Raw genomic sequence first — 15,619 nt, forward strand, 5'->3', positions numbered from 1 at the left:
TGGGGCGTCCTGGCTCGGTGATCGAACTGCAGCAGCTCTGCAAGCGTTACGGCGGCGGAAGGCGGGGTCAGGGGGTGGTAGCCCTCGATCAGCTCTCCCTGGAGGTGCCAGCCGGCTGCCTCTACGGCTTGCTTGGTCCCAATGGCGCCGGCAAGACCACCGCCCTGCGCATCCTCTGCACCCTGCTAGCTCCCGACAGCGGCCTGGTGCGGGTGGGAGGCTTGGATGCCCTGAGCGACCCCCGGGCCGTGCGGCGTCTGCTGGGCTACGTGGCCCAGGAGGTGGCGATCGACAAGATCCTCACCGGCCGCGAGCTGATGCGGCTGCAGGGAAACTTATACCACCTGCCTTGGCGGCTAAGCAGCCAGCGAATTGAGGAGTTGATCGAGTTGCTCGGCATGGCCGACTGGATCGACCGCCGTTGCGGCAGCTATTCCGGCGGTATGCGGCGCCGCCTCGATCTGGCGGCCGGGCTGCTGCATCGGCCCCAGGTACTGGTGCTCGATGAGCCCACCGTGGGTCTCGACATTGAGAGTCGGGCCGTGATCTGGGCGGTGCTGCGCCAGCTGCGTGACGGCGGCACCACGGTGCTGCTCAGCAGCCACTACCTCGAAGAAGTAGATGCCCTGGCGGATCAGCTGGCCATCATCGAAGCCGGCCGGGTGATCGCCCACGGCGCCCCCGCCGAGTTGAAGGCTGCCCTGGGTGGGGATCGGGTGACCCTGAGGGTGCGGGAGTTCAGTGATGCCGAAGAGGCCGAGCGGGTACGTGCCCTGCTGCGCGCCTGTGCCGGCGTGCGCCAGGTGGTGGTCAACCAGTCCCAGGGCTATTCCCTCAACCTGGTGATCGAGCACGAAGGTGTGGTGGAGCAGCTGCGCCGCCAGCTCTCGGCAGCCGACCTGCCGGTGTTTGCCCTGGCCCAGAGTCGCCCCAGCCTCGACGATGTCTATCTCCAGGCCACCGGCCGCACCATGATGGATGCGGAGCTGGCCGTAGCTGGTAGCCGAGATCCCAAGGCAGAACGCAAAGCGAGCATGTGATGACGATCTCCCCTTCCTCCTCTCCAGTCACCTCCTCTTCTTCCCCCTCAGCCCCGGCCGAGATCAGCCAGGAAACCCTCGCCCTCACCGGCCGCCTGTTTGTGCAGTTGCAACGTCGACCCTCCACCCTGGTGGCCGGGGTGTTGCAGCCGCTGATCTGGCTGGTGCTGTTTGGAGCCCTGTTTGCCAAGGCCCCGGCGGGTCTACTGCCCGGCGACATCAGTTACGGACGCTTCCTCGGGGCTGGCGTGATTGTTTTCACCGCCTTCAGCGCGGCCCTCAATGCCGGCCTGCCGGTGATGTTTGATCGGGAGTTTGGCTTCCTCAACCGGCTACTGGTGGCGCCCTTGCGCTCCCGCAGTTCGATCGTGTTTGCTTCGGTGCTCTACATCACATCCCTCAGCCTGGTGCAGAGCCTGGCGATCATGGGCACCGCAGCCCTGCTGGGCTACGGCTGGCCAGGGGCAGGGGGCCTGCTGCTGGTGCTGGTTACCCTGCTGCTGCTCGTGTTTGCCGTCACTGCCCTGAGCCTGGGCCTGGCCTTTGCCCTGCCTGGGCACATCGAGCTGATAGCGGTGATCTTTGTGGCCAACCTCCCACTGCTGTTTGCGAGCACTGCCCTGGCTCCGCTGTCGTTCATGCCCACCTGGCTCGGCTGGCTGGCGGCACTCAATCCCCTGACCTATGCGATCGAACCGATCCGCGCCGCCTACGCCGGGGAGCTCTCCCTTTCAGCGGTGGTGTTGGAAGCGCCCTTTGGCACCGTGACCACTGCAACCTGTCTGGGGGCTCTGGCAGTGTTGGCTGCAGGGCTGTTTCTGTTGATTCGGCCCCTGCTCGATCGCAAGCTCTCCTAGTTATCCCATTCCTGCCCGTGCTTCCAGTGCGCTGTCAGGCTGGGGGCTGTCAGGCTTGGGGCTGTCAGGTTGGCTAGTGCGGTAGATCTTCCCCAGGGAGGCCAAGTGGTGGCAGAAGTTAGGCCCAATCCGAGCGGCCTGATTGTTTCGGTTCAGGCTCCGGAGGGTTCCCCCATGCGCCACCCCGATGTGATCGCGGCCATGGCGGAGGCCAGTCTCCGCAATGGTGCCCGCGGGGTGCGGCTGGAAAGCCCGGAACATATCGGTGCGGTGCGACGTCACTGCCCCGATGCCCTGATTGTGGGCCTGTGGAAGCGCAGCTTCCCTGCCAGCTCGGTGTACATCACCCCGGGCTGGCAGGAAATCCTTGCGGTGTGGGGCGCGGGGGCAGATGTGATCGCCCTTGACGCCACCGAGCGGGTAAGGCCGGGCGGCGAGGAGTTGGAGCAGCTGATCGGCCGGGCCAGGCGGGAGCTGGGGGCGCCGCTGATGGCCGATGTCGACAGCGTTGCCAATGGTCTGCGGGCCGCCGCCCTTGGCTGTGACTGGGTGGGAACCACCCTGTATGGCTACACGGAGGAAACGGCTGGCATGCGTCCACCTGCTTGGCAGTTGCTGCCGCTGCTCAGGCAGCAACTGCCCCCCGAGGTGAGCCTGGTGTGCGAAGGAGGCATCGCCTGCCCCCAGCAGGTGCGTCAGGCCCTTGATCAGGGTGCAGACCTGGTGGTGGTGGGCACCGCCATCACCGGAGTTGACCTCCAGGTGGCTGCCTACGTGCAGGCCTGCTAGGGCTCACATCATCCCGGGCATTCCCATACCGCCCATTCCACCCATACCTCCCATTCCACCCATGCCGCCCATTCCACCCATGTCGCCGCCGGCGGGGGGGGCTTCTGGTTCGGGCTTGTCGACGATCACCACTTCAGTGGTGATCAGCATCGAAGCGATTGACACCGCATCCTGGAGGGCCAAGCGCACCACCTTGGCGGCATCGAGGATGCCGGCGCTGAGCAGGTCTTCGTAGACGCCGGTGAGGGCGTTGTAGCCCTTGCCCAGGCGCAGGATCTCGTTGGCCACCACGGCCCCGTCGGCGCCGGCATTGTGGGCGATCTGGCGCACGGGTTCGGCCAGGGAGCGCTGCACAATGCCAACGCCGGTGCGCTCATCGCCCTGGCTGGAAGCGGCCAGGGCATCCAGGCCCTGGGCCAGCTCAAGCAGGGTGCAACCCCCGCCGGCAATGATGCCTTCCTCCACGGCGGCGCGGGTCGCATTGAGGGCATCCTCGATGCGCAGCTTGCGGTTCTTCAGCTCGGTTTCGGTGGGTGCGCCCACCTTGATCACGGCCACACCCCCTGCCAACTTGGCGATCCGCTCATTGAGCTTCTCGCGGTCGTATTCGGAATCGGTGTTGTCAAGTTCGCGCCGGATCGAGGCGACCCGGTCGGCAACGGCGGCCTGGTGGTCCCCGTTGGCCACGATCGTTGTGCTGTCCTTGGTGATGGTGATGCGGCGCGCCTGGCCGAGTTCGGCCAGGCCGGTCTTATCCAGGGTCATGGCCTGGTCTTCGCTGACCACGGTGGCGCCAGTCAGGATGGCGATGTCAGCCAGCATGGCCTTGCGGCGATCACCGAAGCCAGGGGCCCGCACGGCGGCCACCTGGAGCACGCCACGGTTTTTGTTCACCACCAGGGTGGCCAGGGCTTCGCCTTCCACGTCCTCGGAGAGGATCAACAGCGGCCTGCCGTTTTTGGACACGGCCTCCAGAATGGGCACTAGGTCTGAGATCACACTGATCTTGCGGTCGGTGATCAGGATCAGGGCGTTTTCGAAAACGCATTCGCGCCGCTCCTGGTCGGTGACGAAGTAGGGGGAGCTGTAGCCCCGGTCGAAGGCCATGCCTTCGGTGATCTCCAGCTCTGTGGCAAGGGAGGTGGATTCCTCCACCGTGATCACGCCGTCGGCACTGACTTTGTCCATGGCCTCGGCGATCATCCGGCCGATCTCTTCATCGTTGCCGGAGCTCACGGTGGCCACCTGGCGGATCGCCTCACCGGCGACGGCCTGGGAGCGGGCGGCGATTTCTGCGACGATCTGGGCACAGGCCCTCTCCATACCCTTGCGCAGGCCCACCGGGTTGGCGCCGGCGGCCACGTTCTTGAGGCCCTCGCGCACCATGGCCTGGGCCAGCAGGGTGGCGGTGGTGGTGCCATCGCCGGCGGTGTCCTTGGTTTTGCTGGCCACCTGCTGCATCAGCTTGGCGCCCACGTTCTCGAAGGGATCCTCGAGCTCGATCTCCTTGGCGATGGTGACGCCGTCATTGACGATGTCGGGGGCGCCGAATTTTTTCTCGAGCACCACGTTGCGGCCGCGGGGGCCGATGGTCACCTTGACCGCATCGGCCAGGGCATTGACACCCCTCTCGAGGGAGCCGCGGGAAGCATCCGAGAAGCTGATCAGCTTGGCCATGGAGTGCGGTCAATTCGGGTGTTTTCAGGGTCCCACAGCAGCCCCGCTCCACGCAGGGGGGGGTGGGGTGGGGAAAGCCGAATCGATCCCCTCCTTGGGCTGCCGAATCCCGCCAGCCTCGATAGGGTCGACCCAAGCAGAAGGCGGGGAGATGGAGGATCTGCTGCAAACGGCCCTGGAAAGCGCAAACGAAGCGGTTGCGCTGGCGCCTGCCACCAGTGCCAATGCGATGGTGTTTGTCATGGTGGCGGTGTTCGGGGTGTTGATGGCCCTGGTGTACGTGCCGGTGCGACTTTTTCTCACAATTACCGCCCGTAGCCGCCGTCTGCGCTTGCTGCTGAGAATTCGCCGGCTGCGCGAGGAGCTGGGTCAGCCGATCACCAATCCCTGAGGCCCTAGCGCATCACCATGCCGCCATCCACCTGCAGTACCTGGCCGGTCATGTAGGCGGCGGCTGGATCGGCGGCCAGGAAGCGCACGGCGCTGGCCACTTCGGCCGGCTGGCCCATGCGCCCCAGGGGGATGGCCGCCAGGATCGGCTCCTTGTTGAGCTCGGCGGTCATGTCGCTCTCGATGAAGCCGGGGGCCACCGCGTTGACGGTGACGCCGCGGCTGGCGAATTCGGCGGCGCTGCTGCGGGTGAGGCCGATTAGGCCCGCCTTGGCGGCGCTGTAGTTGGCCTGGCCCGGATTGCCCATCAGGGCCACCACCGAGGTGATGTTGATGATCCGGCCGGCGCGGGCCTTCAGCATCGTGCGGCTGACGGCCCGGGTGCAGAGGAACACGCCGGTGAGGTTGAGGTCGATCACGCTCTGCCAGTCGGCGGTTTTCATGCGCATCAGCAGGCCATCGCGGGTGATGCCGGCGTTGTTGACCAGCACATCGAGCCGGCCCTCCTTGGCCAGCACCGCCTTCACCATCGCCTCCACCTGCTCCTCCTCGGCCACGTTGGCCTGGTGGGCCCAGGCCTGGCCCCCGGCCGCGGCGATCTCGGCTACCACCGCTTCGGCGGCCTGGGGTGAGCTGGCGTAGTTGACCACCACTAGGGCCCCGGCGGCGGCCAGCTCCAGGGCTATGGCACGGCCAATACCCCTGCTGGCTCCGGTGACCAGGGCCACTTGGTCGGCCAGGGGAGCGGGGCTGGGCATCGCAGCTAGGGCTTCACTGGCGCTGATCGTATGGCGTGGGCTGATCGTCTGGAGTAATCAGCCCAGGCCCAGGGCGGCCAGCACCTCGGCGCCCGTGAGCTGGCTGAGGGAGGTGGCGGAGCCCAGGCCCTGAACCCCGGCGCGCTTGGGCAGACTGGTGGCTTCCCGGCCCAGGGCCACCAGCGGTATCCCCAGTAGCAGGGCCAGTTCAACCGTCAGCGGATCGCTGGCCAACACCACATCGACGCTGGCAATCTGGGCTGCCCGCTGACGCAGGGCCCCGGCCGTGGCCCCCCCCAGGGCCGCCTGGGTCCGCAGGTTGGGCAGTTTGGTGCGGATCACTGCCGGCAGGTCCTGCCACTGGCCGGCGGGCCAGTCGCCAGCCGCGCCTGAGGGGGCGAGCAGCAGGGCCGGCCCATCCCCGGCAGGTAGGGCGGCGGCGGCGGCGGCGAGATCAGCCTGGGCCAGGGTGAGACGGAAGCTGTCGGCCTCAAGCCGCACCCCGATCGGTTGGAGGTAGGCGGCTAGGGCCTGGTTGGGCCAGGCGTCAGCGCTGGGTGTGATCTTTTTGGTGGCGGAGAAACCGCTGGCCGCAATTCGGGTGGGAATGTGGCTCAGGGACAGCATCAGGTCCATCTGGCGGCTGGGCGCCAAGTTGAAACACAGCTGAAAATCAGGCTCGCGCACCGATCCCATCAGGTTGGCCCAGTCGGCCAGGGTGGCCTGGTCGTAGGCGAAGGGCAGGGCCCGGCCCACCGCCGGATGCAGGCTCCAGATGGGCATGGCTGCCATCGGGCAGACCACCTGCACCTCGGCCTTGAGTTGGTCGGCCACCGCGGCGGCGGCGGCGAAACTCTGCAGCTGCTCGCTGCTGCCGCCCGGGATTAGAAACAGGGCGCGCATTGCAAGGGCATGGAGTCTGCGGCCTGATTGTATGAATTGGATCCGGTTTGACCCACTGAACGGGAGTTGCTTGTGCATTTGCTGATCGCCGCCGCCGGCAGCGGCCGCCGCATGGGGGCAGAGGGCAACAAGCTGTTGCTGCCTGTGGCGGGTCGGCCCGTGTTGGCCTGGACCCTGGAGGCCGCCCTGGCTTGCCCTGCCATCAGCTGGATCGGCATCGTCGGGCAGCCGCTGGATGGGGAGGCGATCGCCGCGATCGTGGCGGCGGCGGCGCCAGACCGGCCGGTCCGCTGGATCGTCGGTGGCGACACGCGCCAGGAGTCGGTGAGTCGGGGTCTGGCGGCGCTGCCGCCCGAGGCGGAGGGGGTGCTGATTCACGATGGCGCCCGCTGCCTGGTGGAGCCCGAGCTGCTGCAGCGCTGTGCCGCCGCCGTATCCGGCGGGGCTGCCGTGATTGCCGCCACCCCGGTCACCGACACGATCAAGCAGGTGGACGGCGAGGGCACGATCACCGCCACCCCCGATCGCCGCTCTCTCTGGGCGGCCCAGACCCCCCAGGGCTTTCCCGTGCACCAGCTGCGGGCTGCCCACGCCAGCGCCAGGGAGCAGGGCTGGAGTGTCACCGACGACGCGGCCCTATTTGAACTGCTTGGTCTGCCGGTGCAGGTGTTGGAGGGGCCGCCCTCCAACATCAAGCTCACCACCCCCTTCGATCTCAGCGTGGCTGCAGCGGTGCTCTCGACCAGGCCTGCTGCTCATTAGAGCTGAGTTGCAGCTGGCCCAATTCGCAGCTGACCGCTGTCGCCATCGAGCTCGGCCATGACCCCCAGGGGCAAAGCCGCATTGCCGGCCACATGGCCCACGGGCAGGCCAGCCACCACCGGCATGTCTAGATCGGCGGTGCGCTCACGCAGCACCTGCTCAAGCGAGAAGCAATCTGAACTTGCCCCCCCCGAGTTCCCATCGCAGTCGCTGAACGCCCCCAGGCCGATGCCGCCCAGCTTTTGCAGTGCCCCGCACAGGCGCCAGTGGGTGAGCATCCGCTCGATCCGGTAGGGGGCTTCGCCCACGTCCTCCAGCACCAGGATGGCGCCGCGCAGATCGGGCAGGTGGGAGGTGCCGAGCAGGTGGGTGGCCACGGTGAGATTGGCCGCCAGCAGCGGCCCTTTGGCGCTGCCGCCAACCCAGCCCTCACCCTGCAGGGGGGCGAGGGGTTCGCCGAACAGCACGGCCCTCAACCGCTCCTGGCTCCAGGCGGGCTCGGCCCCCAGGGTGGTCAGCAGGGGACCGTGGATGGCGCCGCCCTGGCCCTGGGCCAGCTGGGCCCAGAGCAGGGAGGTGACGTCGGAGAAGCCCAGCAGCCAGCGGCAGGGCAGGGCCAGGGGTTGCTCCAGCAGGCGAGCCGCGCCCCAGCCCCCGCGCACGCAGGCCAGCAGGTCGGCGCCCCGCCGGGCGGCGGCCTCCAGGTCGCCGCGCCGCTCCTGATCGCTGCCGGCCAGGTAGCCCCAGCTCCGCCCAGTCAGCGGGGGGAGCTCCACCTCCAGGCCCCACCCCTGGAGCACCGAGATGCCGCCATCCAGGCGGGCCAGGGCAGCGTCCCCAATCAGGGCCGAACTGGCTGCCACCATCTGTACCCGGTCCCCGGGCTGGAGGGGCGCTGGCTGCTTCATGGCAGTTGGCCCAGCACCAGGGCGAGCAGCAGCAGACCCCCGAGTTGCACCTGGCGGCCGAAATGGCGCCCGAAGGCCGAGCGGGGCAGATTCGGGCGCCTCAGCAGGGCCGCTTGCCACTGCATGCCCGCGGCTGCCACCAGGCCGAGGGGCCAGGTGATCCAGCCCGTGCCCTGGAGTCCTGCCGCCAGGCCCAGGGCCAGGCTGGCCAGGCCGTAGCTGAGGGCCACCGCCAGGGGTGCGCGCTCACCCAGGCTGAGGGCGCTGCTGCGCACGCCGATGGCCCGGTCGTCGTCCCGGTCGGCCATGGCATACACCGTGTCGAAGCCGAAGGTCCACAGCAGGGTGGCCAGCCACACCAGGGCCAGGGGCCAGCCGCCCGCCAGGGAACCCGTGCGGGCCGCCCAGGGGATCAGGACGGCAAAGCCCCAGCAGAGGGCAAGCACCAGCTGGGGATAGGCAAACCAGCGCTTGGCCGAGGGGTAGAGCAGCACCGGCGGCAGGGCGGCGATCGCCAGCCCCAGGCAGGCCCCGCGGCTCGCCGGCGGCAGGCCCCAGACCACCACCCCCAGGGCTACCAGCAGGGTGACCAGCAGCAACAGCAGCGCTTCGGCCACGCTGACCCGGCCATCGGCCAGGGGGCGGGTGCGGGTGCGCTCCACCAGGGGGTCGATGCGCCTGTCCCAGAGGTCGTTGGCGATGCAGCCGGCTGCGCTCACGGCCAGGCCCCCGACCACGATCCATCCCACCAGCTGGGCTGGCGGCGGGGCATGGGGGGCGAGCCAGAGGCTCCAACCGGCTGGAATCAGCAGAATCAAGCGGCCACTGGGCTTGTGCCAGCGCACCAGCTCCAGCCAGGCCCGCAGTTGGGAGAAGGCCATGCTCTTTTTCCATTGCGCCGCACCCTAGGGGTGCCGGTGGGATAGCCCGCGGATGGCAAAGTGGCGCCCTAGCGGCAGCAGCCGAGCCCGATGGTCCAGGTCCCCAACCTTCAGCCGGCCGGCCGGCGCCGGGTGGCGGCGATCGACATAGGCACCAATTCGATCCACCTGCTGGTGGCGGAGGTGGATCCCAAGCTCTGCAGTTTCAGCGTGGTGCTGGCCGAGAAGGCCACCACCCGGCTTGGCGACAGGGATCCCCACAGTGGCGATCTAAGCGCTGAGGCGATTGAGCGAGCCTTCCGCACCCTGCGCCACGACCGCGACCTGGCCCTCAGCCATGGCGTGGAGCAGATCGTCACCGCGGCCACCAGCGCCGTGCGGGAGGCCCCCAACGGTCGGGATTTCCTGGTGGCCCTCCAGGAGCAGCTGGGGCTGGATGTGGATCTGGTGAGTGGCCCGGAGGAGGCCCGGCTGATCTATCTGGGGGTGCTCTCGGGCATGGCCTTCGGCGACCAACCCCACCTGATTATCGATATCGGTGGTGGCTCCACCGAACTGGTGCTGGCCGACGGTCGTGATGCCCGCTGCCTCAGCAGCACCCGTATCGGTGCGGTGCGGCTGCAGCGGGAGTTTTGCCAGCAGGACCCGCTCCCCGCCGATCGCCGGGGATTTCTGCAGGCCTACATCCAAGGGGCCCTGGATCCGGCCGTTGCCGAAGTGAAGGCGGCCCTGCGGCCGGGTGAGCAGCCGCTGATGGTTGGCACCAGCGGCACGGCCATGGCCCTGGCGGCCCTGGCGGCGGCCGAAGACCCCAAACCCCCGCTCAAGCTCCATGGTTACCGGCTCAGCCGGGAGCGCATCGACCAGCTCACCGCCCGGCTGCTGGCGATGACCCCAGAGCAGCGCCGGGCCCTGAGCGCCATCAATGAGCGGCGCTCCGAAATCATCGTGCCCGGGGCGCTGATCCTGCAGACCGCGATGGCCATGCTGCAGGTGCGGGAGCTGGTGGTGTGTGATCGGGCCCTGCGAGAGGGCTTGATTGTCGATTGGATGCTGCGCAATGGGCTGTTGGACGATCGCTTCGCCTTCCAGAGCACGATCCGGGAGCGCACGGTTCTGCACCTGGCCCAGAGTTTTGGCGTTGACCCCTCCCGGGCTGATCGGGTCGCGGCCCACGCCCTGAGCCTCTACGACCAATCCCGCGGGCTGCTCCACACTGACGACGGCCCAGGTCGGGAATTGCTCTGGGCCGCCGCCCAGCTGCACACCTGTGGCAAGAGCATCAATATTTCGGCTTACCACAAGCACAGCTGGTATCTGATTCGCCATGGCGAGCTGCTGGGCTACACCGAGCTGGAGCACCTGATGGTGGCGGCGATCGGCCGTTATCACCGGCGCAGCTTGCCGAAGAAACGGCATGAGTCGTGGCAGCTGATCGAGGGCCGCGAGCAGCGGCGCACGGTGAGTTCGATGGCCCTGCTGCTGCGGTTGGCCGCCGCCCTAGACCGCCGGCCGGCCCCGGTGATCGCAGCGTTCCAGGTGCAACGGCAGGAAGGCGCCGTGGGCATAGTTCTGGAACCCGTGGCGGCTCCCCCAGGGCAGCCGCAGGTGGATCTCAGCTTGGAGCGCTGGAGCCTGCAGGCCTGCGCTGCCGTGGTGCGGGAGGCCTGCGGCCTGGAGCTCAGGGTGCCGGAGCACTAAAACGCTGCCAGCGCACCTGATCGATCGGGCCCAGGACCCGGCTCGCTGCGGTGCCCAGCTGGGCCTGCACCAGATCGGGTCGCCCGGCGAGCACCTGCAGTCCGCCTCCTAGGGGGAAGCGCCGCTCGCCGTTGAAGGTGCCGCGGAAGAGGACCTTGCCTGCTTCGGCCTTCACCTCCAGCCAGCTGGGCTCCTGGCTGCGCAGCACGAGCTCCGGGCTGCTGGTGGCGACAGCCGCAGGTTGGGCTGCCGTTGGGATAGGGATGCGGCTGCCGGCAGGCCCAGGCTGGGCCCGCTGCTGCAACCATTGCTGGCGCAGTAGATTGCCCCCCGTTGCCACCCCAGCCAGGATTGCTGCTGCCAGGGCCATGGGCCCCAGGATCTGTGGGCGTGGGCGGGGGCCAGTTGGCCCTGGGGCGAGCGGGGTCTGAGCACTGGCGGCCTGGGGCTGGAATGGCCCGCTGGCGCGCAGCATCTGCAGGGGGCCACTGATGTCGATTGCCAGGTTGGAAGCCACCCTGCGGGCCTGGGCGATCACGAATACGGCTTCGGGCAGGCGGCTGGCATCACCAGCCTCTAGGGCCTGGAGCTGCTCCAGGCCCATATTGAGCCGACCAGCCAGCTCGGCAATGCTGAGACCCTGGGCCTCGCGGCCATGGCGGAGAGCCTCCCCTAGGGCTGAAAGGCCGCCAGTCGCGTTATTTGGGCAGGGGACCGGCAATTGGGTCAGGTCGGCGAAAAGCTACAGCAATTCTGCCTGCTGGTTGGGGGTCTGGCATCGACCCTGCTCAGATGGGCGATACTGGATTCGAACCAGTGACCCCTTCCGTGTGAAGGAAGTGCGCTACCGCTGTGCTAATCGCCCGCACTCCCTGAGCCTAAAACACCGCAGGCAGCCCATCGGCCACCATGGGGCAGAGCCAGCCGCATCGCGTGAGCGCCCAACCTCCTGGAACAGAGTTGTCCCTGGCCCCGTCTGGCGGCCCGGCCCCATTTGACGTTGACGTGCTGATTGTCGGTGGCGGCGTGTGCGGCACGGCCCTGCTGTTCGAGCTGGCCCGCTACACGGACCTCGATCGCCTCCTGTTGGTGGAGCGCTATGACGCCCTGGCCCGGGTGAACTCCAAGGTCTCCAACAACAGCCAGACGATCCATTGCGGCGACATCGAGACCAACTACACCTTGGAGAAGGCCCTGCTGGTCAAGCGCACGGCAGAGATGATCGTCCATTACGCCGATCTGCTCGATCCAGAGACCCGCAAGCGCTGCGTGTTTCGCACCCCAAAGATGGTGCTCGGCGTGGGCGAGCGGGAGTGCGCCTTTCTGCGGGAGCGTTTTGAGCGCTTTTCGCCCCACTTCCCCGCCATGGAGCTGCTCGACAAGCAGCAGATAGCCAGCTGGGAGCCCCAGGTGGGCTTTGTCAATGGCCAAATGCGCCCGGAGGAGCTGGTGGCCATCGGTATTCGCAGCACCTACACTGCTGTGGATTACGAGGAGCTCTCGGCCTCCTTTGTGGCCCAAGCCCGGCAGGCACTGGTCGGCAGCGGCCGCCAGCTCAGCCTCCAGCTCGGAACCAGTGTGGCCGCGATCAGCCCGGAGGGTGAGGGCTATCGGGTGGAGTTGGTTGCCACCGCCGGATGCACCAGCGCTGCAGGCCAGGCCCCCCGCAGTGTCCGGGCTCGCCATGTGGTGGTGAATGCCGGCGCCCACAGCCTGCTGATGGCCCAACGGATGGGTTTTGGTCTGGAGTATTCCTGCCTGCCGGTGGCCGGCAGCTTCTACTTCACCCCCGACCTGCTCCAGGGCAAGGTGTACACGGTTCAGAACGACAAGTTGCCCTTCGCCGCCATCCATGGCGACCCGGATGTGCGAGCCCCCGGCAAGACCCGCTTCGGCCCCACGGCCCTGCTGCTGCCGCTGCTGGAGCGTTATAAGCCGGGCTCGTTCTGGGAGTTCCTGCAGGTGCTGCGGCTGGATTGGGCCGTGCTCGCGGTTTTCTGGCAGTTGCTGCGCACCGCTGACATCCGCAATTACATCTTTAAAAACCTGCTGTTTGAGGTGCCCTGGCTGCGGCGGCGCCTGTTTCTGGCCGATGCCCGCAAGATCGTGCCGAGCATGGAGCTGGGCGACCTCAGCTTCGCGGAGGGCTATGGCGGCGTGCGTCCCCAGCTTATTGACAAGGCCAATCGCAAGCTGATGCTGGGCGAGGCCAGCATCGCCGCCCGCCCGGGCCTGGTGTTCAACGTCACCCCCTCTCCAGGCGGCACCTGCTGCCTGGGCAATGGGGCCCGGGATGTGGCGGCTATCGCCGAGCGGCTCGGCTGCCGGTTTGATCGCGACCGGCTGGCCCGGGAGCTCTACGGCGAGAAGGTCTCAGATGCCGCCGCGGAAGAGGTGGTTGTGGCTGGCTGAATAGAGTTTGGAGCGGGCTTCGGCCGGCGCCGCCAGGGCAGGACTCACCACGTAGAGGGTGGTGCGAATCAGGCCCCGTTCGCGGCTCACTTGGGCCATCTGGGCCAGGGGCACCACGCTGAGCCATTGGTCGGGCCAGCTCACCCGGTAGCCAATCGCCACGGGGGTGTCGGCTGGGTAGTGGCGCAGGAGTTCGGCCTGCACCTCCTCGACATGGCGGGCGCTGAGGTAGAGGCAGAGGGAGGCCCGCAGGGCTGCCAGGTGCTCCAAGGCCTCGCGCTCGGGCACGCCCGTGCGGCCACCGGTGCGGCTGAGCACGATCGTCTGCACCAGCCCGGGGATGGTGAGTTCGCTTTGCAGGGCCGAGGCGGCAGCCTGGTAGGCACTCAGGCCCGGCACCACCTCCACGGCGATACCGGCATCGGCCAGGCGGCAGATCTGCTCGGCGATGGCGCCGTAGAGGCAGGGGTCGCCGTCGTGGAGCCGCACCACGGTCTTGCCGGCGCTGGCCCGATCCAGCACCACCGCCAGCACCTGCTCGAGGGTGAGGCTGCTGGTGCGCACCTGTTCACAGCTCGCCGGAGCCAGGGCAGCGATCTGGGGATTTACCAGGGAATCGGTCCACACCAGCACCTCGGCCCGTTCCAGCAGCCTGGCTGCGCGCAGGGTGAGCAGGTCGGGGGCGCCGGGGCCCGCACCGACGATCCAAACGGTAGGGCTGGTCAAGCGGAAACTCCACTGGGGTCGGGTAGGGGGCTGTGGCGGCCGTACAACCACCAGAGGCCAGCACCGCCCAGCCCGATCAGCAGCAAACTCACGAGCTGGGCCATGCGCAGGCCGCCCTCACAGAAGGGCGGGGCGGCGAGCAGACAGAGGGGATCGGTCCTCAACCCCTCGATCCAAACCCTGCCGCTGCTGTAGGCAAGCAGATAGACGCAGCTGAGGGTCCCTGGCAACAGCTGGATGCGGCCCCTGCTGGCGGCGCGGAACAGGAGCAACAGCAGGATGCAAACCCCCAGATTCCAGATGGATTCGTAGAGGAAGGTGGGGTGAAAGTAGGCCTGGTCGAGAAATTCGCTGGGCCGGAAAGCCAGTGGAATGAACAGCTTCCAGGGCAGATCGGTGGGTAGCCCGAAGGCCTCTGAGTTGAAGAAGTTGCCCCAGCGGCCTATGGCCTGGCCCAGGGCTACCGCGGGCACCAGTACATCCAACAGGGGCCAGAAGGGCTGCCTGCGCCAGCGGCAGAAGAGCACCGCAGCGAGGCTGCCACCGAGCAGGGCGCCGTGGATGGCGATGCCGCCTCGCCAGATGGCCAGCACATCGAGCCAGTTGCAGCCGTATTGGCGCCATTCCAGGAGCACGTAATAGAGCCGGGCACCCAGCACCGCCCCCAGCACCAACAGGGGCAGCAGGTCTGCGATCAGGGAAGGTTCGATGCCGCGGGCCCGGCCCAGCCTGGTGGCCAGGCTGAGACCCAGCAGCACGGCGATGGCGATAAGCAGACCATACCAACGCAAGGCAATGGGACCCAGCTGGAAAACCAGGGGCCCCGGGGAGGTGAAGATGGCAAGCACGCTGCTCAGACGATGCCTTCTGCGGCCTGGACTTTCTCCACCTGACGCTTCTTGAGCACCAGCATGATCTGGGCCAGGGCGATGGCGGCGAAGAAGGCCAGCAGCCCGTAGATCCGCACCGGGTTCTGGAGCACCACCTCCGCATCGAGCTGGCCAAAGCCGCCGACGTTGGGATCGTTGGTGATGGCCGCACCGGCCGTGACCGCATCGCCCACGGCGACCGTCAGGGAGGGGCCGGCGGGCACGGTTTCGGTGGCCGTGCTGCCATCAGGGGCGGTGATCTCCACCAGGGAGGAGCCATTGTCTCCGGCGCTGATGGCCGAAACGCTGCCAGTCACAGGCGCATTGAACACACCGTTATTGCTCTTTTCACCGGTGGGGTACACCTGGCCCCGGCCCCGGTTGCCGCCCACGTGGATTTGATATTTACCGAAGTGGATGCTGCTGTCGGTGGCCGGATCTGGGGAGAGGATCGGGAAGACGATCTCTTGGTGCTGATCCCCCGGGAGGGGACCAACTAGCAGGATGTTGGGCTGGTCGTCGGAGTATTGGGTGTAGTAGATGCCTGCTGTCTCCTCCTTCAATTCATCGCTGAGCCGGTCTTGGGGGGCCAGGGTGAAGCCATCGGGAAGCATCACAACCGCACCTACGTTCAGACCTGCGGGGCTGCCGTCACCGGACACCTGCTGCACGCTGGTGTCGTAGGGGATCTCCACCACCGCCTTGAAGACGGTGTCGGGGAAGATGGCCTGGGGCACTTCGATTCGGGTGGCCTTCTTGGCCAGATGGCAGTTGGCGCAAACGATCTTGCCGGTGGCTTCCCGCGGGCTGGCGTAGTTCTGCTGGGCCCAGAAGGGGTAGGCCCAGCTGGGGCTGGCGCCGGTTAAAAGCACGGCAAAGGCGATCAGGGAGCCGAACAGCAGGGAGAGGGAACGACGCATCACGGGATCAGGCGACAGACGGGAAG

General features: G+C 67.6%; 16 protein-coding genes and 1 tRNA gene. 7 read left to right on the forward strand and 10 right to left on the reverse strand.

The window, feature by feature from the left end:
• The first annotated feature begins 17 nt into the window (after positions 1-17).
• From H8F27_RS12460 to H8F27_RS12470, 3 genes are all read left to right on the forward strand, one after another.
• The gene (locus H8F27_RS12460) at positions 18-1,040 is read left to right on the forward strand and encodes an ATP-binding cassette domain-containing protein (protein WP_197153554.1); all 1,023 of its coding nucleotides are present in this window, start codon (positions 18-20) and stop codon (positions 1,038-1,040) included.
• Positions 1,040-1,897 (forward strand): ABC transporter permease, encoded by an 858-nt coding sequence (locus tag H8F27_RS12465; RefSeq protein ID WP_197148394.1) that lies wholly within the window; start codon positions 1,040-1,042, stop codon positions 1,895-1,897. The genes H8F27_RS12460 and H8F27_RS12465 overlap by 1 nt, the downstream gene beginning before the upstream one ends.
• 108 nt (positions 1,898-2,005) lie before the next feature.
• Entirely contained in the window at positions 2,006-2,686 is a 681-nt protein-coding gene (locus H8F27_RS12470; RefSeq protein WP_370594515.1) for an N-acetylmannosamine-6-phosphate 2-epimerase, read from the forward strand.
• A gap of 3 nt (positions 2,687-2,689) precedes the next feature.
• On the opposite strand, the gene groL is transcribed toward H8F27_RS12470, so the two are convergent.
• Positions 2,690-4,363 carry a chaperonin GroEL gene (gene groL, locus H8F27_RS12475; RefSeq protein ID WP_197148397.1) on the reverse strand — a complete coding sequence of 558 codons (1,674 nt, stop codon included), beginning with the start codon at positions 4,361-4,363 and terminating at the stop codon, positions 2,690-2,692.
• A 151-nt stretch (positions 4,364-4,514) separates the two neighbouring features.
• On the opposite strand from groL, the gene H8F27_RS12480 reads away from it, so the two are divergent.
• Entirely contained in the window at positions 4,515-4,754 is a 240-nt protein-coding gene (locus H8F27_RS12480; protein ID WP_197153673.1) for a hypothetical protein, read from the forward strand.
• Positions 4,755-4,758: 4 nt separating this feature from the next.
• On the opposite strand, the gene fabG is transcribed toward H8F27_RS12480, so the two are convergent.
• Both fabG and H8F27_RS12490 read right to left on the reverse strand, forming a co-directional pair.
• Complete coding sequence (gene fabG, locus H8F27_RS12485) at positions 4,759-5,511, reverse strand: 3-oxoacyl-[acyl-carrier-protein] reductase (RefSeq protein ID WP_197148399.1); 753 nt, start codon at positions 5,509-5,511, stop codon at positions 4,759-4,761.
• A gap of 57 nt (positions 5,512-5,568) precedes the next feature.
• The gene (locus H8F27_RS12490; protein WP_197148401.1) at positions 5,569-6,414 is read right to left on the reverse strand and encodes a lipopolysaccharide heptosyltransferase family protein; all 846 of its coding nucleotides are present in this window, start codon (positions 6,412-6,414) and stop codon (positions 5,569-5,571) included.
• A 72-nt stretch (positions 6,415-6,486) separates the two neighbouring features.
• Here H8F27_RS12490 and ispD point away from each other — a divergent pair, with 72 nt between their 5' ends.
• The gene (ispD, locus tag H8F27_RS12495) at positions 6,487-7,176 is read left to right on the forward strand and encodes a 2-C-methyl-D-erythritol 4-phosphate cytidylyltransferase (protein ID WP_197148403.1); all 690 of its coding nucleotides are present in this window, start codon (positions 6,487-6,489) and stop codon (positions 7,174-7,176) included.
• On the opposite strand, the gene H8F27_RS12500 is transcribed toward ispD, so the two are convergent.
• Both H8F27_RS12500 and H8F27_RS12505 read right to left on the reverse strand, forming a co-directional pair.
• Positions 7,173-8,084 carry an LD-carboxypeptidase gene (locus tag H8F27_RS12500; protein WP_197148405.1) on the reverse strand — a complete coding sequence of 304 codons (912 nt, stop codon included), beginning with the start codon at positions 8,082-8,084 and terminating at the stop codon, positions 7,173-7,175. The genes ispD and H8F27_RS12500 overlap by 4 nt on opposite strands.
• Complete coding sequence (locus H8F27_RS12505) at positions 8,081-8,965, reverse strand: 4-hydroxybenzoate polyprenyltransferase (protein WP_197148407.1); 885 nt, start codon at positions 8,963-8,965, stop codon at positions 8,081-8,083. Before H8F27_RS12505 ends, H8F27_RS12500 begins: the two co-directional genes overlap by 4 nt.
• Before the next feature lie 90 nt (positions 8,966-9,055).
• Between H8F27_RS12505 and H8F27_RS12510 the strand changes: the two genes are divergently transcribed.
• Positions 9,056-10,666 (forward strand): Ppx/GppA phosphatase family protein, encoded by a 1,611-nt coding sequence (locus H8F27_RS12510; protein WP_197148408.1) that lies wholly within the window; start codon positions 9,056-9,058, stop codon positions 10,664-10,666.
• Here H8F27_RS12510 and H8F27_RS12515 read toward each other — a convergent pair.
• A complete protein-coding gene (locus tag H8F27_RS12515) occupies positions 10,647-11,387 on the reverse strand; it encodes a helix-turn-helix domain-containing protein (protein ID WP_197148410.1) in 741 nt (246 codons plus the stop codon). The two genes, H8F27_RS12510 and H8F27_RS12515, sit on opposite strands and share 20 nt — an antisense overlap.
• A gap of 72 nt (positions 11,388-11,459) precedes the next feature.
• A tRNA-Val gene (locus H8F27_RS12520) sits at positions 11,460-11,531 on the reverse strand.
• A gap of 95 nt (positions 11,532-11,626) precedes the next feature.
• Here H8F27_RS12520 and H8F27_RS12525 point away from each other — a divergent pair.
• Entirely contained in the window at positions 11,627-13,078 is a 1,452-nt protein-coding gene (locus H8F27_RS12525; RefSeq protein WP_231596257.1) for an FAD-dependent oxidoreductase, read from the forward strand.
• Here H8F27_RS12525 and cobM read toward each other — a convergent pair.
• The 3 genes from cobM to petA are packed head-to-tail and all read right to left on the reverse strand — an operon-like array spanning position 13,040 to position 15,593.
• Positions 13,040-13,804 carry a precorrin-4 C(11)-methyltransferase gene (cobM, locus tag H8F27_RS12530; protein ID WP_197148414.1) on the reverse strand — a complete coding sequence of 255 codons (765 nt, stop codon included), beginning with the start codon at positions 13,802-13,804 and terminating at the stop codon, positions 13,040-13,042. The two genes, H8F27_RS12525 and cobM, sit on opposite strands and share 39 nt — an antisense overlap.
• The gene (gene lgt, locus H8F27_RS12535) at positions 13,801-14,661 is read right to left on the reverse strand and encodes a prolipoprotein diacylglyceryl transferase (protein WP_197153555.1); all 861 of its coding nucleotides are present in this window, start codon (positions 14,659-14,661) and stop codon (positions 13,801-13,803) included. Before lgt ends, cobM begins: the two co-directional genes overlap by 4 nt.
• Positions 14,658-15,593: a cytochrome f gene (gene petA, locus H8F27_RS12540; RefSeq protein ID WP_197148416.1), complete on the reverse strand. Its 936-nt coding sequence runs from the start codon at positions 15,591-15,593 to the stop codon at positions 14,658-14,660. Before petA ends, lgt begins: the two co-directional genes overlap by 4 nt.
• Between the last annotated feature and the right edge of the window lie 26 nt (positions 15,594-15,619).

It is taken from the genome of Synechococcus sp. CBW1108 (genome assembly GCF_015840335.1).
Classification (GTDB): Bacteria; Cyanobacteriota; Cyanobacteriia; order PCC-6307; family Cyanobiaceae; genus Cyanobium_A.